Source organism: Enterobacter sp. KB-221C9, from assembly GCF_041320715.1.
Taxonomy (GTDB): Bacteria; Pseudomonadota; Gammaproteobacteria; order Enterobacterales; family Enterobacteriaceae; genus Enterobacter; species Enterobacter asburiae_D.
Map to the genome: position 1 here is coordinate 165075 of NZ_JBGIWG010000005.1, position 18660 is coordinate 183734.

Sequence of the window (18660 nt, forward strand, 5' to 3'; positions counted from 1 at the left end):
ATCAACGACGCGTCAGAAGGACACCCAGTACCACACCCACTGCGGCACCAATCCCTACACCCGTCCATGGATTATCACGCACATATTCGTCCGCGCGCGCAGCCGCTTCGCGGGTCTGTTTCGCCAGTGCATCACCGGTTTCACCCAGGCGATAGCGGCTCTCTTTCAGCGCCTGCTCCGCCTTGCTGCGCAGCTTGCTGACCTCTTCTTTTGACTTGTCAGCAGAGGAGTTCAGCACCTCTTCAAGGGTATCGGCCAGGGATTTCAGTTCAGCGCGCAGATGTTCAGACGTCGTATCTTTTGACATGATTCTCTCTCCTGTTGAGATTTCCGTTAACTCAATAATCGCGAGCTTCCAGCGCTTTCAGATCATCCTGCGCTTCTTTCAACTTCTTCTCGCGCTTAGCAATTTTTTCTGCATCACCTTTCTCTTTCGCTTCCTGCAGGTCGCGACGGCGCTCGGCTATCTCGTCCTTCTGTTCAGCGATTTTCTTCTTGTGGTCGGCACGAAGCTTGCTGTCTGAACAGTTCGCTTTCACTTCGCTCAGCGCTTTTTTAAGACCATCAACACGGTGCTGATTGTTATGCTTTTGGGCATAACCGATCTCACGCTGAATATCCTGTTCTTTCTCCTGACAGAGAGAGTTTGCGAAGGATGCTGTGCTTAAAGAAAAAAGGGCCAGAGCCAGAGTAATGCGGAATTTCATTATCGAAACCTTCCATTGTGTGGCGGCATAAGCCGCTATCCAAAGTTATGCGGAGTACATCGAGGGGTGCTCCGCGTACTTAAGCATAGTAAGTAAACGGGGGATTCACCAAAGTGAGTGAAAAGATTCGGAATCCTGGAAGTTATCCAAACCGATGCGACGTATCGCGAATCAATGAGAGCCAGGCTGCAGGCTGGCTCTCATCTTCCTGCTGAGCAATGATATACCCGTGCGGCAGCGTACGGTCGAGAACCACTTTCGCGGCGGCACTTTGCGCACGGGAATCAAACTTGATCAGTAAAACATCGTCCTGTGGAGTGATGCTCTTAAAGCGGATACCGTTCGCATCCAGATGATGCCAGACAGAAAAACCGTCAGGCACGCTGGCTCCCTGGTTTACCGGGCGAATAGCCAGCGTCGATTCCTGATGCGAAAGCGCGCTCCATGCCAGCAGCAGGGCGCTGAGCACCACCAGCGTAATCATGGCAAAGGCAAAACGGCGCAGAGCGAGCGGTGAGATAACCATCGTCAGCCTCTGGCTCCATATTTCTTTTTCCACAGGACAACCAGTGAGCCAATCAGGCCGAAGACCAGCAGAACCACGGGCAGCAGCATCAGGCAGGACATCAGCTGATCTTCATATTTCATGAAGACCGGGGTTTTACCCAACGCATAGCCCAGCGTCGTCAGAATAAGCACCCATAGCAGACCGCTCATCCAGTTAAAGAACTGGAAGCGCGCGCTGCTCAACCCCGACAGACCGGCAATGGTAGGCAGCAGGGTGCGAACAAAGGCGATAAAGCGGCCAATCAGCAGCGCGGAAAGCCCGTGCTTGTGGAAAAGGTGGTGCGCCCGCTGGTGATAATGCGCGGGAAGATGAGAGAGCCAGTTCTGGACGATCCGGGTATTGCCCAGCCATCTTCCCTGGATATAGCTCACCCAGCAGCCCAGGCTGGCCGCCACGGTCAGTAATAAAATGGTGTGTGGAAACGCCATCGCCCCTTTGGCACACAGCACGCCGACAAGCACCAGCAAACTGTCACCGGGCAGGAAGGCAGCAGGCAGCAAACCGTTCTCAAGGAACAGGATCATAAACAAGACGAAATAGAGCATGCCAATCATGGAGGGGTTGGCCAGCGTTTCAAAATCCTGCGCCCAGAGGGCATGCAGTAGTTGGGTCAAAAGTTCCATTCAGTGTTCCTGGAAATCGGTTAACGTCACGCCTGTTATCCGGGACAAACAGCACGGCGACATTGTTGTGATTTCATTATGGTCGCTCGCGGACACATTGCGGTGTGGCCAACACTGTTCCCTGTTAATTGGCTGGTTAGCAAGCACTAACTTACAAAATAAGGAATTGAATCCAATTGTAACAAAGCCCAACGTTCTGCGTCACAGAATTTGCAGGGGTGAGTTGATTTTGGCGTAAGCCCAGGAAGTGAGCGAGGGGATTTACAAAGGCTGACACTATATATGTTTTGCTTACCCATGTAAGCCGGAAGGCGCAACGTAGCGCCTGCCGGCAGAAAGGTCATCTATTTTGCGGCACTGGATGCCGTATCGAGATGAACAACCGGATTATCGGCAAAAAGATAGCGGTCAGCGTTAAATTCGAAGTCATCGCTGGTTTCGTTGAACAGCATCTGCTTGGTGTTTTCCAGGTGCTGCCACATCGCCAGCTTGGCGGCATGCGGATCTTTACGAATCAGCGCCTTAAGGATTTGGTCGTGATCGTCACACCAGTTGTCGACGGTACGGGAATCGATATGGTCGTGCAGTTTTTTCCAGTACGGGTTGTGAACGCGCTGAGTCCACATTTTTTCAACGATTGCCGCCAGGGCCGTATTTTGGGTTGCCAGGGCGACCTGAACGTGGAACTGAAGATCCCACTCTGAATCGCGGAAACATTTTTCCTTACGGGCGTTCTCCTGGATCTCCATCAGCTTCATGATGTCCTGCTTGGTCACCTGCGTGGCTGCAAACTCAGCAATGTTGCTTTCGATCAGCTGGCGAGCCTGGAGCAGCTCAAACGGGCCATAGCTGGCAAATTCCAGGCTTTCGTCCGCGACGGGAGAGTGTTTCGGCAGATTAGAAATCACGTGAATGCCGGAGCCTTTGCGTACCTCAACGTAGCCTTCCACTTCCAGCATGATAATCGCTTCACGCACCACGGTGCGGCTCACGCTTTTTTCATCCGCGATAAAGCGCTCGGCGGGAAGTTTATCACCGACAAGATAGACCCCTTGCTCGATGCGATCTTTCAGCTCCGCAGCAAGTTGTTGATATAAACGACGTGGTTCGGTGATTTCCATATGCGCTCCAGGCAGGGTACGGCAGATGATTTGTTATACCACTTTTGCGTGTCACTCTCCAGATTTTGCCATTAAAAAAGCCGCCCGGAGGCGGCTTTTGAGAAGATTTTGCCGGGTGGCGCTGCGCTTACCCGGCCTACGGTTTTATTGGGTTTTGTAGGCCGGGTCAGGCGAAGCCGCCACCCGGCACAACAACGCTAACTCTGCGTCGCCGGTCCTCCGAGGGACTCTTTCGCCAGCTCCTCTGCCGATTTGCTTTTCAGCACCGTCCAGATAACCACCGCCCCCATCAGGTCGAAGATCGCCAGCACGGCGAACAGCGGGCTGAAGCCGATGGTATCCGCCAGCGCGCCGACCACCAGAGCGAACATCGTACTCGCGGTCCAGGCGGCCATGCCGGTCAGACCGTTGGCGGTTGCCACTTCGTTTCGACCAAAGACGTCAGACGAGAGCGTAATCAGCGCGCCGGACAGGGACTGGTGCGCAAAGCCACCGATGCACAGCAGGGCAATGGCGATGTACGGGCTGGTGAACAGGCCGATCATGCCTGGGCCAATCATCAGCAGTGCACCCATGGTCACCACCAGCTTACGGGAAACAATCAGGTTCACCCCAAACCAGCGCTGGAACAGCGGTGGCAGGTAGCCGCCCACGATACAGCCCAGGTCAGCGAACAGCATTGGCATCCAGGCGAACATCGCGATCTCTTTCAGGTTAAAGCCGTAGACTTTAAACATGAACAGCGGGATCCACGCGTTAAAGGTACCCCAGGCCGGTTCAGCCAGGAAACGCGGCAGGGCGATACCCCAGAACTGACGGGTGCCCAGGATCTGCCAGACGGTCATTTTTTTGCCGTTGTTGGTCTGATGCTGCGCTTCCTGACCGCCAATGATGTATTCGCGTTCTTCTTCGGAGAGCTTTTTCTGATCGCGCGGGTGTTTGTAGAAAATCAGCCACGCCATCGCCCAGGCAAAGCTCAGCACGCCCGAGATGATGAACGCCATCTGCCAGCTGTGCATCACGATAGCCCACACCACCAGCGGCGGCGCAATCATCGCCCCGATGGACGAGCCCACGTTGAAGTAGCCGACAGCAATGGAGCGCTCTTTCGCCGGGAACCACTCGGAGCTGGCCTTGAGGCCAGCCGGGATCATTGCGGCTTCAGCCGCACCGACCGCACCGCGAGCCAGCGCCAGTCCACCCCAGCTGCCTGCCAGCGCGGTTGCACCGCAGAACACCGCCCAGGCGATGGCGAAGAAGGCATAACCGATTTTGGTACCGAGAATGTCCAGCACATAGCCAGCAACAGGCTGCATGATGGTATACGCCGCGGAATAGGCGGCAATGATGTAGGAGTATTGCTGCGTGGAGATATGCAGCTCTTCCATCAACGTTGGCGCTGCTGCTGCCACGGTGTTACGCGTCAGGTAGCCCAGCACGGTGCCTAACGTCACCAGTGCGATCATATACCAACGTAACCCTTTAATTTTACGCATCTAAAACCTCATCGTTATGTTATTTCCGCGCCGGGGCACGGCAACCTCTCAACCATTTCCGGGAGCAGTTGTGTAACGGGAGGGGCGTAGCCGGGAACATGTCCCGGAACGGCCCGAACCTTGCCATAAGTAAGCGTGCATAAGTCGGTATCCGTACCGTTAAACCCGATGTATCAAACACCGGCAATGCATTCCGTCGGCTTATAGTTTGCGACGGCGAAAAGATAACTTGTCATACAACTTTAAAAGGTGAGTGACATCACAAATGTATGATTATTTGTGGGGACATTAATCGTTGCGCGCAAAGCCAGTAATGGCGGGGGGTGCAGAAGGGTTTACTCCATTGAGGGTAATTTATTTGTTGGCGTTTATTGATCTCACTCACGAAAAAAGCTTCGGTGGGTGGAAATTGGTGTGATAACTTTGCAGCATATGAACATACGCTTTCTGCGCTCCCGTAATGAGGAAGACGATAATGACGCCGTTTATGACCGAAGATTTTCTGTTAGATACCGAATTTGCTCGCCGCCTGTACCACGACTACGCAAAAGACCAGCCGATTTTCGACTACCACTGCCATTTACCGCCGCAGCAGGTTGCCGAAAATTACCGTTTCAAAAACCTGTATGACATCTGGCTGAAGGGTGACCACTACAAATGGCGCGCCATGCGCACCAACGGCGTCGCCGAGCGCCTGTGTACCGGCGATGCGACCGACCGCGAGAAGTTTGACGCCTGGGCGGCGACCGTTCCGCACACCATCGGCAACCCGCTCTACCACTGGACGCATCTCGAGCTTCGTCGTCCGTTTGGCATCACCGGCAAGCTGCTCTCCCCAACGACCGCCGATGAAATCTGGGATCGCTGCAATGCGCTGCTGGCGCAGGATAACTTCTCCGCGCGCGGCATCATGAAGCAGATGAACGTGAAGATGGTGGGCACTACCGACGATCCGATTGACTCCCTGGAACATCATGCCGTTGTCGCCAAAGACGCCTCTTTTGATATCAAAGTGCTGCCAAGCTGGCGCCCGGACAAAGCCTTCAACATTGAGCAGGCCACCTTCACCTACTACATGGCGAAGCTGGCGGAAGTGTCGGATACCGACATCCGTCGTTTCGCTGACCTGCAAACCGCGCTGACCAAACGTCTGGACCACTTCGCGGCGCACGGCTGTAAAGTGTCTGACCACGCGCTGGACGTGGTGCTGTTTGCGGAATCAAACGAAGCCGAGCTGGACAGTATCCTTGCGCGTCGTCTCTCCGGCGAAGGCTTGAGCGAGCACGAAGTGGCGCAGTTTAAAACGGCGGTGCTGGTGTTCCTCGGCGCGGAATACGCCCGTCGCGGCTGGGTACAGCAGTACCATATCGGCGCGCTGCGCAATAACAACCAGCGCCAGTTCAAACTGCTGGGCGCGGACGTGGGCTTCGACTCCATCAACGACCGTCCGCTGGCGGAAGAGCTGTCCAAACTGCTGAGCAAACAGAACGAACAAAACCTGCTGCCAAAAACCATCCTGTACTGCCTGAACCCGCGCGATAACGAAGTGCTGGGCACCATGGTCGGCAACTTCCAGGGCGAAGGGATGCCGGGCAAGATGCAGTTCGGTTCCGGCTGGTGGTTCAACGATCAGAAAGACGGCATGGAGCGTCAAATGACGCAGCTGGCACAGCTGGGTCTGCTGAGCCGCTTTGTCGGTATGCTGACCGACAGCCGCAGCTTCCTGTCCTATACCCGCCATGAGTACTTCCGCCGCATTCTGTGCCAGATGATTGGCCGCTGGGTGCACGCGGGCGAAGCGCCAGCGGATATCCAGCTGCTGGGCGAAATGGTGAAAAACATCTGCTTTAACAATGCGCGTGACTACTTCGCCATTGAACTGAACTAAGGCCGTTTGAGGTTGATATGCAATACATCAAAATCCATTCGCTGGATAACGTGGCCGTCGCGCTGACGGATCTCTGTGAAGGCGACGTGGTGACCGTTGATAACCAAAATGTCACCCTGCTTCAGGCGATCGTTCGCGGACACAAGTTTGCCGTGAAGCCTCTCGCCAAAGGGGACAACGTCGTTAAGTACGGTCTTCCGATTGGTCATGCGCTGGCGGATATTGCGCCGGGTGAACATATTCATTCTCACAATACCCGCACCAATCTGAGCGATCTGGACGAGTACAGCTATCAACCTGATTTACCGGCAGAAGAGCGTCAGGCGGCGGATCGTGAGGTGCAGATCTACCGTCGCGCCAGCGGCAACGTGGGGATCCGCAACGAGCTGTGGATCCTCCCGACCGTCGGCTGCGTGAACGGGATTGCGCGTCAGATCCAGACGCGCTTCCTGAAAGAGACCAACAATGCCGAAGGCACTGACGGCGTGCATCTGTTCAGCCACACTTACGGCTGCTCCCAACTGGGTGACGACCACATTAACACCCGCACCATGCTGCAAAACATGGTGCGTCACCCGAACGCGGGCGCGGTGCTGGTGATTGGCCTGGGCTGCGAGAACAATCAGGTTGACGCCTTCCGCGACACGCTGGGGGAATTCGATCCTGAGCGCGTGCACTTCATGGTGTGCCAGCACCAGGACGACGAAGTGGAAGCGGGCATTGAGCAGCTTCATCAGCTGTACGACGTGATGCGCCACGACAGGCGCGAGCCGGGCAAGCTGAGCGAGCTGAAGTTTGGGCTGGAGTGCGGCGGGTCCGATGGCCTGTCCGGCATTACCGCCAACCCGATGCTGGGCCGCTTCTCGGACTACGTGATTGCCAACGGCGGCACGACGGTGCTGACCGAAGTGCCGGAAATGTTTGGCGCGGAACGTATTCTGATGAGCCACTGCCGCGACGAAGAGACGTTTGAGAAGACCGTCACCATGGTGAACGACTTCAAACAGTACTTCATTGCCCACAATCAGCCGATTTATGAGAACCCGTCGCCGGGTAACAAAGCGGGCGGGATCACCACGCTGGAAGAGAAATCCCTCGGCTGCACTCAGAAAGCGGGCGCGAGCCAGGTGGTGGACGTTCTGCGCTATGGCGAGCGCCTGAAAACGCACGGTCTGAACCTGCTGAGCGCACCGGGCAACGATGCGGTCGCCACCAGCGCGCTGGCGGGTGCGGGCTGTCATATGGTGCTGTTCAGTACCGGGCGCGGTACGCCGTACGGCGGGTTTGTGCCGACGGTGAAAATCGCCACCAACAGCGAGCTGGCGGCAAAGAAAAAGCACTGGATCGACTTCGATGCGGGCCAGCTGATCCACGGCAAAGCGATGCCGCAGCTGCTGACGGAGTTCGTGGACGCTATCGTGGAATTTGCGAACGGTAGGCAGACCTGCAACGAGAAGAACGATTTCCGCGAGCTGGCGATTTTTAAGAGCGGTGTGACGCTTTAAGTGTGATGTCGGGTGGCGCTAACGCTTACCCGACCTACGAAACCCTGTAGGCCCGGTAAGGCGTAGCCGCCACCGGGCTTTTGTTTTAACTGCGAAGTGCGTTCTTCGCTAAACGCGCGTCTTCCGCCTGGCATACGGCGGCGGTGAACATCACGTCGGTGGAGGAGTTAATCGCCGTCTCGCAGGAGTCCTGCAATACGCCGATGATAAAGCCCACCGCAACCACCTGCATGGCGATCTCGTTCGGGATGCCGAACATATTACATGCCAGCGGGATCAGCAGCAGGGAACCGCCCGCCACGCCGGATGCACCACAGGCACAGAGCGCAGCAACGACGCTTAGCAGCAGCGCCGTTGGCAAATCCACCGGGATACCCAGCGTATTGACCGCCGCCAGCGTCAGCACCGTGATGGTAATTGCCGCCCCCGCCATATTGACGGTCGCCCCCAATGGGATTGAGACGGAATAGGTATCGCGGTCCAGATTCAGCTTCTCACACAGCGACATGTTGACCGGAATATTCGCCGCAGAGCTGCGGGTGAAGAAGGCGGTCACGCCGCTTTCGCGCAGGCACATCAGCACCAGCGGGTACGGGTTACGACGGGTCTGCAGGAACACCAGCAGCGGGTTAATAACCAGCGCCACCACGGCCATACAGCCGATCAGCACCAGCAGCAGTTGGGCATAGCCCCACAAGGCGCCAAAACCGGTCGTTGCCAGCGTCGAGGCGACAAGACCAAAAATACCAATCGGCGCGAAGCGGATCACCACCGTCACGATAAAGGTCACGGCGTTAGAAAGGTCGTTGACCAGGTTTTTTGTCGTGTCATTGCTATGGCGCAGGGCAAAGCCCAAACCGACTGCCCACACCAGGATCCCGATGTAGTTCGCGTTGATAAGCGCGTGGATCGGGTTTGCAACAATGCTCATCAGCAGGCCGTGCATCACCTCAACAATGCCCGCAGGTGGCGTAATGTCGGTTGCGCCGGTGGTCAGCTGCAGCGTGGAAGGGAAGATAAAGCTAACGATAACTGCCGTCAGCGCGGCGGAGAACGTACCCAGCAGGTACATCCATAGAATCGGGCGAATATTGGTTTTTTGCCCCTGCTGGTGGTTGGCGATTGAGGCCATCACCAGGGTCAACACCAGAACCGGCGCGACCGCTTTCAGCGCGCCGACGAACAGCGTGCCGAGCAGGCCGGTGGCCTCGGCGGCAGGTTTCGAGATCAGTGCCAGCGCGATGCCGAGCACAAGGCCAACCAGTATTTGCTTAACGAGGCTGCCGCGCGACAGACGCGCAAACAGACCAGACGAGGATGCGGTCATGGGGATTCCTTAAGTGAAATTGCGTTCCATCCCGGATGTGCTCTTAGTCACATTTATGTCCGGATGTAAGTAAATGTTTGCCTGGTCGAGTATAGGGAAAGTGTCCGTGGAGGGAAGCGTAAAATGCTGGATTTTACGTGTTGCGTCATGTTTTTTAACTATTGATTAACGAAAGTGCCGGGTGGCGCTGCGCTTACCCGGCCTACATTACTTTTCACCCTCTCCCTGTGGGAGAGGGCCGGGGTGAGGGCATCAGGCCGCACCGAACGTTTTACTCCACCTGCTGCTTCTTATCGTGCTGGCGGTTAACCCAGGTATTGATAATCAGCGTCACGATCAGAATGCCAAACACCACGCCGAGCGAAATGGCGATTGGGATATGGTAGAAATCGACGATCAGCATCTTGATACCGATAAACACCAGGATCACCGACAGACCGTACTTCAGCATCGAGAAGCGCTCCGCCGCGCCCGCCAGCAGGAAGTACATCGCACGCAGGCCGAGGATGGCGAACAGGTTTGAGGTCAGGACGATGAACGGGTCGGTGGTCACCGCGAAAATCGCCGGGATGCTGTCCACCGCGAAAATCACGTCGCTCAGCTCAACCAGAATCAGCACCAGCAGCAGCGGGGTGGCAAAGAGCAGGCCGTTCTTGCGCACGAAGAAGTGCTCGCTCTCAATCTTGTCGGTCATGCGCAGATGCCCACGGATCCACTTCACCAGCGGGCGATCGCCAATCGCGGAGCCATCCTCTTTCGCCAGCGCCATTTTAATACCGGTGAACAGCAGGAACGCGCCGAAGACGTACAGCAGCCACTCGAACTGGGTAATCAGCCAGCTGCCGGCGAAGATCATAATGGTACGCAGAACAATGGCACCCAGCACGCCGTAGACCAGCACGCGGCGCTGCAGGGCAGCAGGCACGGCAAAGTAGCTAAACAGCATCAGCCAGACGAAGACGTTATCAACCGCCAGGGCTTTTTCAATCAGATAGCCGGTGAGGAAGGCGAGTGCCTGAGGATCGGCCACCGCGCGGCCTTCGGTCGAGGCCAGATACCACCAGAAGGCGGCACAGAACAGCAGGGAGAGGGTGACCCACACCAGAGACCAGGCCGCAGCCTGTTTGATGCTCATGCCGTGTGCGCCGCGACGCCCCTGCAAAAAGAGGTCGATCGCCAGCATGATGAGCACGACAACCGCGAATCCGCCCCACAACATTGGAGTGCCGACAGAATGCATACTATTTTCCTTACACATAAAAAACAAAAACGGCCATGGTCAGAAGACGATAGCCGTTAGCTTTTTATGCATAGACCTCGCCTTCCGGCAAGGTCTCACTTACAACCACGAGGGTTGCCCGGCGACCGGATGCGTGTTTAACGCATCGTAATGACGATCCACCGGCGAAGAAGTTACTCCCCTTTGCAGGTAACAAAATATGTCAGACCATTGGTTTCGTCAATGGTCTGCGCCGTTTCATTACACAGCTTTACGCGATCGCTTCCGCGCCTACGCCGTCTGCCGGGAATACCACGCCGGTCTGGCGGCGGATCTCCGTTTGCAGCTTCGCCGTGGTGCGGCTCACCGCCAGGCCAGGGTGATTCACTTCGTTGTCTTCCACCAGACGGGCGAAGACCTCTGCCTCATAGAGCATAGTGTTAATATGCTGGGGCTGCGTCAGCTCCTGCGCTTTGCCGCCGCGCGGCACAAAGCTCACTTTCTGACACTCGGAGATCTTCTCGATAACCAGCGAGCCGGCTTCGCCCTGAATCTCGCTTGGCAGCACGGAATCGCTCACTTTCGAGTGCTGTAGCGTGACGCTGAAATCACCGTAGTCCAGCACCGCTAAGCCGTGCGCATCCACGCCGCTCTCCAGCAGGCTGGCTTGCGCACTGACACTGTGCGGCTCGCCCCACAGCGCCACGGCGGACGCCAGGCAGTAAAAACCGATATCCATAATCGAGCCGTTCGAGAAGGCCGGGTTAAAGGTGTTCGGGTTCTCGCCGTCCAGATAGCGCTGGTAGCGCGACGAGTACTGGCAGTAGTTGATAAAAGCTTTACGCACTTTGCCAATTTTCGGCAGAGACTGCTGCAGCAGCAGGAAATTCGGCAGGCTGGCGGTTTTGAACGCTTCGAACAGCACCACCTGGTTTTCGCGGGCAAGCGCGATGGCCGCCTCCACTTCCTGGATATTTGACGCCAGCGGCTTCTCGCAAATCACATGCTTTTTGTGGCTGAGAAACAGCTTTGTCTGCGGGAAGTGCAGGGAGTTCGGGCTGGCGATATACACCGCGTCAATGGCGTCGCTTTGTGCCATCTCGTCGAGCGAGGTGAAGAGATGCTCAACGAGATAGTCGTTAGCAAAACTCTGCGCCTGCTCAAGGCTGCGGGAATAGACTGCGGTAAGTTTAAGTTTGCCGGTTTCGTGGGCGGCGTCGACGAACTGGCGCGTGATCCAGTTCGTACCAATGACTGCGAAACGTATCATAAACGTTTACGTACTCCGTAGCGGGGAACCTTTAGCCACTGTAGCACGTCATCATGACAATTCGCGTGCGCTATTCCGCATTACCATTTAACGATAAATGCGTAAGCCATAGCCGGGTATCAAACTCCAGCTGGTGGTACTGCGGCTCCATGTGGCAGCACAGGGAATAGAACGCTTTGTCGTGCTCTTTCTCTTTCAGGTGCGCCAGCTCATGGACGACGATCATCCGCAGAAAGGCTTCCGGCGCGTTACGGAAAACCGTCGCGACGCGGATTTCGGCCTTCGCCTTCAGCTTGCCGCCCTGCACGCGGGAGATGGCGGTGTGCAGGCCGAGCGCGTTTTTCAGCACGTGGATCTTGTTGTCGTACATCACCTTGTTGATCGGCGGCGCGCTCTTCAGATACCGGCTTTTCAGATCCTGCGTATACTGCCAGAGGGCCTTATCGGTCGCGAAATCGTGCGTGCCGGGATAGCGTTTTTCCAGCACCGCGCCGAGCTTCTGCTCGGCAATCAGGCTGCGAACCTGAGTCAGTAAATGCTCCGGATAGCCCTGGAGATAAGTAAGTTGGTTCATCAACGCCCCAAATCGACAATAAAACGGGTATACTCACGCACCCTTTTCAGGGATACGCCAAATTTTACCATTCAGGAGGGCCGATGAGCCACTTAGACAACGGTTTCCGTTCACTCAACCTTAAACGTTTCCCGGAAACGGACGACGTTAACCCGCTCATGGCGTGGGAAGCGGCGGATGAATATCTGCTGCAGCAGTTGGATGAGACTGAAATCCGCGGCCCGGTTTTGATCCTGAATGACGCGTTTGGCGCGCTGGGCTGCGCCCTGGCGGAGCACACGCCTTACAGCATCGGCGATTCCTACCTGAGCGAGCTGGCGACGCGTGAAAACCTGCGCCATAACGACATCGAAGAGTCCAGCGTGAAGTTTCTGGACAGCACCGCGGACTACCCGCAGGCGCCGGGCGTGGTGCTGATCAAAGTGCCAAAAACCATGGCGCTGCTGGAGCAACAGCTGCGCGCGCTGCGCAAGGTCGTGACGCCGGAAACGCGCATTATCGCGGGTGCCAAAGCGCGCGATATTCACACCTCGACGCTGGAGCTGTTCGAGAAAGTCCTCGGTCCGACCACCACGACGCTGGCCTGGAAAAAAGCGCGCCTGATCAATTGCACCTTCAGCGCGCCGGAGCTGGCCGACGCGCCGGAGACCCTGAGCTGGACGCTGGAAGGCACCGACTGGACCATCCACAACCATGCGAACGTCTTCTCCCGCACCGGTCTGGATATCGGGGCGCGTTTCTTCATGGAACATCTGCCGGAAAATCTGGAAGGTGAAATTGTCGACCTGGGATGCGGTAACGGCGTGATTGGCCTGACGCTGCTGGCGAAGAACTCGGACGCCAGCGTGGTGTTCAGCGACGAGTCGCCAATGGCGGTGGCCTCCAGCCGTCTGAACGTGGAAACCAACATGCCGGAAGCGCTGGACCGCTGCGAGTTTATGATCAACAACGCGCTGTCTGGCGTAGAGCCGTTCCGCTTCAACGCGGTGTTCTGCAACCCGCCGTTCCACCAGAAGCATGCCCTGACGGATAACGTCGCGTGGGAAATGTTCCACCACGCGCGCCGCTGCCTGAAAATCAACGGCGAGCTGTACATCGTGGCGAACCGCCACCTGGACTACTTCCACAAGCTGAAGAAGATTTTCGGCAACTGCGTCACCGTTGCGACGAACAACAAGTTCGTGGTGCTGAAGGCGGTGAAGCTGGGACGTCGTCGTTAAGATTGTTTTGCCTGGCGGCGCTTCGCTTGCACAGGCCTACGTAGTGTGCAGTCTGATGCCCGGTGGCGCTGCGCTTACCGGGCCTACAACGGCCTCGAACCCGTAGGCCCGGTAAGCGTAGCGCCACCGGGCAATGTTCTAGATCTCCAGAGCTAACTTCGTTCCCTGCGCAATTGCCCGCCGCGCGTCCAGCTCCATCGCCACATCGCACCCGCCGATCAAATGCACCGTTTTACCGGCCTCGCGCAGCGGATCCGCCAGATCCCGTTTCGGCTCCTGCCCGGCACATAAAATGACGTGATCCACGCGCAGCAGCTGCGGCTCGCCGCCGATCGTGACGTGCAGACCCTCGTCGTCGATCTTCTCGTAGCTGACCGCCGGGATCATCTTCACCCCGCGCGAGAGCAGGGTGGCGCGGTGGATCCAGCCCGTGGTTTTGCCCAGCCCTTCGCCCGGCTTGCTGGCCTTACGCTGCAGCATCACGATCTGGCGCGGGCTTTTCGGCAGCTGCGGCCCTTCCGGGCGCAATCCGCCGGACTGGCTCAGGCTGGTGTCGATACCCCATTCCACGCAAAACTCGGCAATGTTCTGGCTGGAGGCCTCGCCCGGCTGGCTTAAGTACATGGCGGTATCAAAGCCGATCCCGCCGCAGCCGATAATCGCCACCTTCTCGCCAACCGGCGTTTTGTCTCGCAATACGTCCAGATAGCTCAATACCTTCGGATGATCGATACCCTCGATCGCCGGCAGGCGCGGGACGATCCCGCTCGCCAGGATCACCTCATCGAAACCGATCAGATCCGCTGCGCTGACAAACTGGTTGAGCCGCAGATCGACGCCCGTAAGCTCGATCATCCGGCGGTAGTAGCGCAGGGTTTCATAGAACTCCTCTTTGCCGGGGATCTGTTTGGCGATATTAAACTGCCCGCCAATCTCCGCCAGCGCATCAAACAGCGTCACGCTGTGCCCGCGCGAGGCGGCATTTACCGCGAACGCCAGCCCCGCCGGGCCTGCGCCCACCACGGCCAGTCGTTTTTTATTCACCGCCGGAACGACCGGCATTTTGGTTTCATGGCAGGCGCGCGGGTTGACGAGACAGGAGGTGACCTTGCCGACGAAGATCTGATCCAGACAGGCCTGGTTACAGCCGATGCAGGTATTAATCTCGTCCGCACGGCCGCTTTGCGCTTTGGACAGGAGTTCGGCATCCGCCAGGAACGGGCGCGCCATCGACACCATATCGGCGTCGCCGCGTGATATCACATCGTCCGCCACCTGCGGATCGTTAATGCGGTTGGTGGTGACCAGCGGAACAGACACTTTGCCCTTCAGCCTGCGCGTTACCCAGCTGAACGCCGCGCGCGGCACCGGCGTGGCGATGGTCGGGATGCGCGCCTCGTGCCAGCCGATGCCGGTGTTGATAATCGTGGCACCTGCGGCTTCAATCGCCTGCGCCAGCTGTACTGTTTCGTCGAACGTCCCGCCGCCTTCCACCAAGTCGAGCATCGACAGGCGGAAGACGATAATAAAGTCCGCGCCCGCACGTTCGCGCACCGCGCGCACCACCTCCACGGCAAAGCGCATCCGGCGGGCATAGTCGCCGCCCCATTCGTCGTCGCGCTGGTTGGTGCGGGCGGCGAGGAACTCGTTGATCAGGTAGCCTTCGGAGCCCATCACCTCGACGCCGTCGTAGCCCGCCTCGCGTGCCAGCGCCGCGCAGCGGGCGAAGTCGTCAATCAACGCCAGGATCTCGTCGTGGGTCAGGGCGTGAGGTTTAAAACGGTTAATCGGTGCCTGAAGAGCCGACGGCGCGACCAGGTTCGGCTGGTAGCTGTAGCGCCCGGTGTGCAGGATTTGCAGGGCGATTTTCCCGCCCTCGCGGTGTACCGCGTCGGTCACAATGCGGTGGTGCGGCAGCTGCGCCACATCGTTCAGGACCGCGCCGCCCTCCATGCCCACGCCGGAAGGCGCAGGGGCCACGCCGCCGGTGACAATCAGCGCCACCCCGTGGCGGGCGCGCTCGGCATAGAAGGCTGCCAGACGCTCGGCCCCGTCCGGATGCTCCTCCAGCCCGGTGTGCATCGACCCCATCAACACGCGGTTTTTGAGTGTGGTGAACCCCAGATCGAGAGGGGCGAATAACGACGGGTAGCGGCTCATAGTCTCTTCCAGTGTAAAATTATTGTTATGTGGTCGGATGAGTTACTAATTTAGCCAGCGGCAGTGGAAAGGTAAAAGCGGGATCGAATGATTGTGATAGATCTCAAAGAACTTCCCCGGTGGTGCTGCGCTTACCGGGGCTACAAAACCGTAGGCCGGATAAGCGCAGCGCCATCCGGCGTATTTTACGGCGCCGTTGCGCGCACCAGCCCCGGTGCCTGCCACATCGACGTCGTCAGTCCGCTATCCACCAGCCCCAGCTGGTCGGCGTACACCGCCTGCCATTTCTGCATCATGCCGTCGTACAGCTCGCGGTGCTGCGGGTTCGGCGTGAACTCGCGGCTCCACTTCACCAGCCGCTCGCCCGTCGAGGCCATATCCGCAAACAGCCCCGCGCCCGCGCCTGCCGCAATGGCGCAGCCGAGCGCCGTCGCCTCTTTCACTTCCGGCACGCGCACCGGCAGGCCGGTCACGTCGCTTAAGATCTGGCTCCACAGGGCGCCTTTGGCCCCGCCGCCCGCAAACACCAGGCTCTCAAACGTCACGCCGGAGAAGCGTGAAATCTGAGCCAGGTTGCAGGCCGAGACGATCGCCGCATTCTCCTCCAGGGCGCGGAACAGCGTCGCTTTGTTGCACTTTTCCGGGTCGATGGAGAGGTTAATAAACGACGGCGCGGCGTGGTACCACTGCTTAAAATGCATCGCGTCGGAGAAGATCGGCATCACCCCGTGGGAGCCTGCCGGCACGCGGCTCGCCATCTCTTCCAGCAGGGAGTAGGTGTCCATCCCCATCCGCTCGGCAATCAGCTTTTCCTCCGCGCAGAAGGCGTCGCGGAACCAGCGCATGGTCAGCCCGGTAAAGAAGCTGATCGACTCCGCCTGCGCCATGCCGGGAATAACGTGCGGGTTCACGCGGATGTTCATGTCGGGGTCGGTGCGCACCTGCGGCAGGTTCACCACCTGCTGCCAGAAGGTACCGCCCAGCACCGCCGTTTGTCCGGCGCGGACCACGCCCAGCCCCAGACAGCCCAGCTGTACGTCGCCGCCACCCATCACCACCGGGGTGCCTTCGCGCAGGCCGCTCTGCTGTGCGGCCTCTTTGGTGATAGCGCCCAGCACGGTGCCGGTCTCTTTCACCGGGGAGAGGATATCGGCGCGAAGCCCGGCCATGTCGAGCAGCGCCGGACGCCAGTCGCGGGAGAAGAGATCGAGCATGCCGGTGGTGCCCGCGTTAGACGGGTCGACCGCCAGCTCGCCGGAGAGCTTCGCCGCCAGCCAGTCGCTGATCATGGTGATGGTCGCGGCCTTGCGGTAAATATCCGGGCGATGGTGCGCCAGCCACAGGAGGCGCGGCATGGCGCTCAGCGCCAGCGTCTGGCCGGAAACTTCATACACTTCGGATTCAAAACGGTCGTCGTGGATCTCTTTGAGTTCGGCTACCTCGCGGCTGGCGCGGGCGTCGACGTTGGCGCAGGCCCAGATGGCCTCGCCGTTGCGGTCATACAGCACGATCCCTTCGCGCATGGAACAGCAGGCGACGGACTGAATGTCCGCCGCGCTCAGGCGCGCGCGCTCCAGCGCCTGATGAATGCACCGGCAGGCCAGCTGCCAGTTGGTCTCGAGGTCGAACTCCATTGACCCCGGCACGTTCTCCACGCTCAGGTGCTTCCACTCGGCCTGGCCGACGGCAATCTGGTTGCCCTGTAAATCGAAAATAACGGCGCGAACGCTGCCTGTCCCTGCATCTAACGCTAAAAGGTAACTCATGAGCTTGCCTCGTTGTTAGCGCAGGGCAACCCCGTTACGTCAGGGCCAGCACCGCGCGGGCTGTCGTCTCCTCCGTCACCAGGCCATTGATACGGCGACCCTTCAGTGCGGCATAAATCGCATCGGCTTTCTCTTCTCCTCCGGCCACGCCAACGATGGTGGGCAGCTGCGCCAGTTCATCGAGCGTGACGCCCAGCAGTTCTTTATGGATCTCCAACTCCTCAACGCATTCGCCTTCGGCATTGAGGAAATAGCCGAGAATGTCGCCGACCGCGCCTTTGCGGGCGTACATCAGCTGTTCGCCTTCGCTGATATAGCCGGATCGCAGTATCGTGGCGTCACGGCGCTGGTTCACCGAACCAATGCCGACCACCGCCACGTCGGCGGCGGTGGCGGCGAGGATCACGTCCCGCACGCTGGTTTCACGTTTTAAGATCCCGGCCACCTCGGCGGATGACACGCGAAGCGGGGCGGGGATCATGCTGACGCTGCAGGCCGCGTCCAGCTGGCCGATACCGGTCATATAGGGCCCGACGCCGCCGGAGAGCGTCACCAGGCGGATCTGCTGCGAGCTGATAAAGCCGCTCAGGTGCTGCAGGCTGCTCATGGTGGTTTCACCAAACCCCACCGCCAGCAGCTGGCCGGGCTCCAGGACGCCCATCAGCGACTGTGCCGCGCCAATGCCGAGCCGCACGTTCATCGGCGGCGTATTTAACGCGGGCATCACGCGCACCAGCTTCAGGCCAAAGCGCTGCTGTAGCTCGGTTTCCAGCGCCAGGCAGCCCTCGTAGCGGGAGTTAATCTGCACGCGGATCACCCCGGACTGGCGGCCCTTCTCCAGCAGGCGAGAAATCTTCAAGCGCGGTAGCCCGAGCCGCTCGCCGATGTCGTTCTGGGTTAATCCGTCGTGGTAGTAACACCAGGCCACGCGCGCAACCAGTTCCTCTTCCGCCAGTGCCAGCCCGGCAAACCGTCCTTCTTCCGCAGTGCGTTTATCGCTCATAGTTGAACTCTTATAAAAATTTAGATCATATGTTCGTGATGGCGCGAAGGGAAAGTGTGAGCCACGCGACAAAACGGATCTTTTGGATCGTTTCTGGTTTATCTGTATCTCAATCGATAAAACTGTGATCCCTGCACGGTTGTAAATATAGTTCACCGTCTACGCTTTTGAACATTATTAAATCTTAAAATCATTTGTTCAATAGCGGAGCGA

General features: G+C 58.2%; 16 protein-coding genes. 3 read left to right on the forward strand and 13 right to left on the reverse strand.

The genetic code is table 11. From position 1 onward, the window contains the following. Position 1 precedes the first annotated feature (1 nt). The 6 genes from AB8846_RS09065 to AB8846_RS09090 all read right to left on the reverse strand — a co-directional run bounded on the left by AB8846_RS09065 (position 2) and on the right by AB8846_RS09090 (position 4515). Positions 2 to 307, reverse strand: coding sequence for a YqjD family protein (locus AB8846_RS09065; protein ID WP_008503141.1), 306 nt, complete (start codon positions 305 to 307; stop codon positions 2 to 4). Positions 308 to 338: 31 nt separating this feature from the next. Continuing rightward, positions 339 to 707: a DUF1090 domain-containing protein gene (locus tag AB8846_RS09070; RefSeq protein ID WP_370732539.1), complete on the reverse strand. Its 369-nt coding sequence runs from the start codon at positions 705 to 707 to the stop codon at positions 339 to 341. A 142-nt stretch (positions 708 to 849) separates the two neighbouring features. Then, on the reverse strand, positions 850 to 1233 hold the full coding sequence (gene mzrA / locus AB8846_RS09075; protein ID WP_121424730.1) for an EnvZ/OmpR regulon moderator MzrA: 384 nt from the start codon (positions 1231 to 1233) through the stop codon (positions 850 to 852). A 2-nt stretch (positions 1234 to 1235) separates the two neighbouring features. Continuing rightward, positions 1236 to 1898, reverse strand: a complete 663-nt coding sequence (gene yqjA / locus AB8846_RS09080) for a DedA family general envelope maintenance protein YqjA (RefSeq protein WP_023309289.1) — start codon at positions 1896 to 1898, stop codon at positions 1236 to 1238. A gap of 344 nt (positions 1899 to 2242) precedes the next feature. After that, the gene (gene exuR, locus AB8846_RS09085) at positions 2243 to 3019 is read right to left on the reverse strand and encodes a transcriptional regulator ExuR (protein WP_023309288.1); all 777 of its coding nucleotides are present in this window, start codon (positions 3017 to 3019) and stop codon (positions 2243 to 2245) included. Between the two features lie 197 nt (positions 3020 to 3216). Then, a complete protein-coding gene (locus AB8846_RS09090; protein ID WP_370732540.1) occupies positions 3217 to 4515 on the reverse strand; it encodes an MFS transporter in 1299 nt (432 codons plus the stop codon). A gap of 475 nt (positions 4516 to 4990) precedes the next feature. Between AB8846_RS09090 and uxaC the strand changes: the two genes are divergently transcribed. Together uxaC and AB8846_RS09100 are read left to right on the forward strand one after the other, a co-directional pair. Then, positions 4991 to 6403 (forward strand): glucuronate isomerase, encoded by a 1413-nt coding sequence (uxaC, locus tag AB8846_RS09095; RefSeq protein ID WP_370732541.1) that lies wholly within the window; start codon positions 4991 to 4993, stop codon positions 6401 to 6403. Between the two features lie 17 nt (positions 6404 to 6420). After that, on the forward strand, positions 6421 to 7908 hold the full coding sequence (locus AB8846_RS09100) for a UxaA family hydrolase (protein WP_370732542.1): 1488 nt from the start codon (positions 6421 to 6423) through the stop codon (positions 7906 to 7908). 85 nt (positions 7909 to 7993) lie between these two features. Here AB8846_RS09100 and sstT read toward each other — a convergent pair whose 3' ends face one another. The 4 genes from sstT to AB8846_RS09120 all read right to left on the reverse strand — a co-directional run bounded on the left by sstT (position 7994) and on the right by AB8846_RS09120 (position 12298). Continuing rightward, on the reverse strand, positions 7994 to 9235 hold the full coding sequence (sstT, locus tag AB8846_RS09105; RefSeq protein ID WP_370732543.1) for a serine/threonine transporter SstT: 1242 nt from the start codon (positions 9233 to 9235) through the stop codon (positions 7994 to 7996). Positions 9236 to 9506: 271 nt separating this feature from the next. Further along, positions 9507 to 10475: a TerC family protein gene (locus AB8846_RS09110; RefSeq protein ID WP_063143531.1), complete on the reverse strand. Its 969-nt coding sequence runs from the start codon at positions 10473 to 10475 to the stop codon at positions 9507 to 9509. A 250-nt stretch (positions 10476 to 10725) separates the two neighbouring features. Then, complete coding sequence (locus AB8846_RS09115; RefSeq protein ID WP_370732544.1) at positions 10726 to 11724, reverse strand: Gfo/Idh/MocA family protein; 999 nt, start codon at positions 11722 to 11724, stop codon at positions 10726 to 10728. A gap of 70 nt (positions 11725 to 11794) precedes the next feature. Then, positions 11795 to 12298: a YgjP-like metallopeptidase domain-containing protein gene (locus tag AB8846_RS09120; RefSeq protein WP_023333531.1), complete on the reverse strand. Its 504-nt coding sequence runs from the start codon at positions 12296 to 12298 to the stop codon at positions 11795 to 11797. An 83-nt stretch (positions 12299 to 12381) separates the two neighbouring features. Here AB8846_RS09120 and rlmG point away from each other — a divergent pair, with 83 nt between their 5' ends. Next, positions 12382 to 13518 carry a 23S rRNA (guanine(1835)-N(2))-methyltransferase RlmG gene (gene rlmG / locus AB8846_RS09125; protein WP_370732545.1) on the forward strand — a complete coding sequence of 379 codons (1137 nt, stop codon included), beginning with the start codon at positions 12382 to 12384 and terminating at the stop codon, positions 13516 to 13518. Between the two features lie 138 nt (positions 13519 to 13656). On the opposite strand, the gene AB8846_RS09130 is transcribed toward rlmG, so the two are convergent. The 3 genes from AB8846_RS09130 to lsrR all read right to left on the reverse strand — a co-directional run bounded on the left by AB8846_RS09130 (position 13657) and on the right by lsrR (position 18447). Next, positions 13657 to 15678 carry an FAD-dependent oxidoreductase gene (locus AB8846_RS09130; RefSeq protein ID WP_370732546.1) on the reverse strand — a complete coding sequence of 674 codons (2022 nt, stop codon included), beginning with the start codon at positions 15676 to 15678 and terminating at the stop codon, positions 13657 to 13659. Between the two features lie 185 nt (positions 15679 to 15863). Beyond that, positions 15864 to 17444, reverse strand: coding sequence for an autoinducer-2 kinase (gene lsrK, locus AB8846_RS09135; RefSeq protein ID WP_063144895.1), 1581 nt, complete (start codon positions 17442 to 17444; stop codon positions 15864 to 15866). Between the two features lie 34 nt (positions 17445 to 17478). Beyond that, positions 17479 to 18447, reverse strand: coding sequence for a transcriptional regulator LsrR (gene lsrR, locus AB8846_RS09140; protein ID WP_010435856.1), 969 nt, complete (start codon positions 18445 to 18447; stop codon positions 17479 to 17481). Positions 18448 to 18660 lie beyond the last annotated feature (213 nt).

Excerpts from the sequence above, each read along its gene's own strand:
- AB8846_RS09065 (WP_008503141.1), bottom strand. The coding sequence starts at position 307 with ATGTCAAAAGATACGACGTCTGAACATCTGCGCGCTGAACTGAAATCC.
- AB8846_RS09070 (WP_370732539.1), bottom strand. The coding sequence starts at position 707 with ATGAAATTCCGCATTACTCTGGCTCTGGCCCTTTTTTCTTTAAGCACA.
- mzrA (WP_121424730.1), bottom strand. The coding sequence starts at position 1,233 with ATGGTTATCTCACCGCTCGCTCTGCGCCGTTTTGCCTTTGCCATGATT.
- yqjA (WP_023309289.1), bottom strand. The coding sequence starts at position 1,898 with ATGGAACTTTTGACCCAACTACTGCATGCCCTCTGGGCGCAGGATTTT.
- exuR (WP_023309288.1), bottom strand. The coding sequence starts at position 3,019 with ATGGAAATCACCGAACCACGTCGTTTATATCAACAACTTGCTGCGGAG.
- AB8846_RS09090 (WP_370732540.1), bottom strand. The coding sequence starts at position 4,515 with ATGCGTAAAATTAAAGGGTTACGTTGGTATATGATCGCACTGGTGACG.
- uxaC (WP_370732541.1), top strand. The coding sequence starts at position 4,991 with ATGACGCCGTTTATGACCGAAGATTTTCTGTTAGATACCGAATTTGCT.
- AB8846_RS09100 (WP_370732542.1), top strand. The coding sequence starts at position 6,421 with ATGCAATACATCAAAATCCATTCGCTGGATAACGTGGCCGTCGCGCTG.
- sstT (WP_370732543.1), bottom strand. The coding sequence starts at position 9,235 with ATGACCGCATCCTCGTCTGGTCTGTTTGCGCGTCTGTCGCGCGGCAGC.
- AB8846_RS09110 (WP_063143531.1), bottom strand. The coding sequence starts at position 10,475 with ATGCATTCTGTCGGCACTCCAATGTTGTGGGGCGGATTCGCGGTTGTC.
- AB8846_RS09115 (WP_370732544.1), bottom strand. The coding sequence starts at position 11,724 with ATGATACGTTTCGCAGTCATTGGTACGAACTGGATCACGCGCCAGTTC.
- AB8846_RS09120 (WP_023333531.1), bottom strand. The coding sequence starts at position 12,298 with ATGAACCAACTTACTTATCTCCAGGGCTATCCGGAGCATTTACTGACT.
- rlmG (WP_370732545.1), top strand. The coding sequence starts at position 12,382 with ATGAGCCACTTAGACAACGGTTTCCGTTCACTCAACCTTAAACGTTTC.
- AB8846_RS09130 (WP_370732546.1), bottom strand. The coding sequence starts at position 15,678 with ATGAGCCGCTACCCGTCGTTATTCGCCCCTCTCGATCTGGGGTTCACC.
- lsrK (WP_063144895.1), bottom strand. The coding sequence starts at position 17,444 with ATGAGTTACCTTTTAGCGTTAGATGCAGGGACAGGCAGCGTTCGCGCC.
- lsrR (WP_010435856.1), bottom strand. The coding sequence starts at position 18,447 with ATGAGCGATAAACGCACTGCGGAAGAAGGACGGTTTGCCGGGCTGGCA.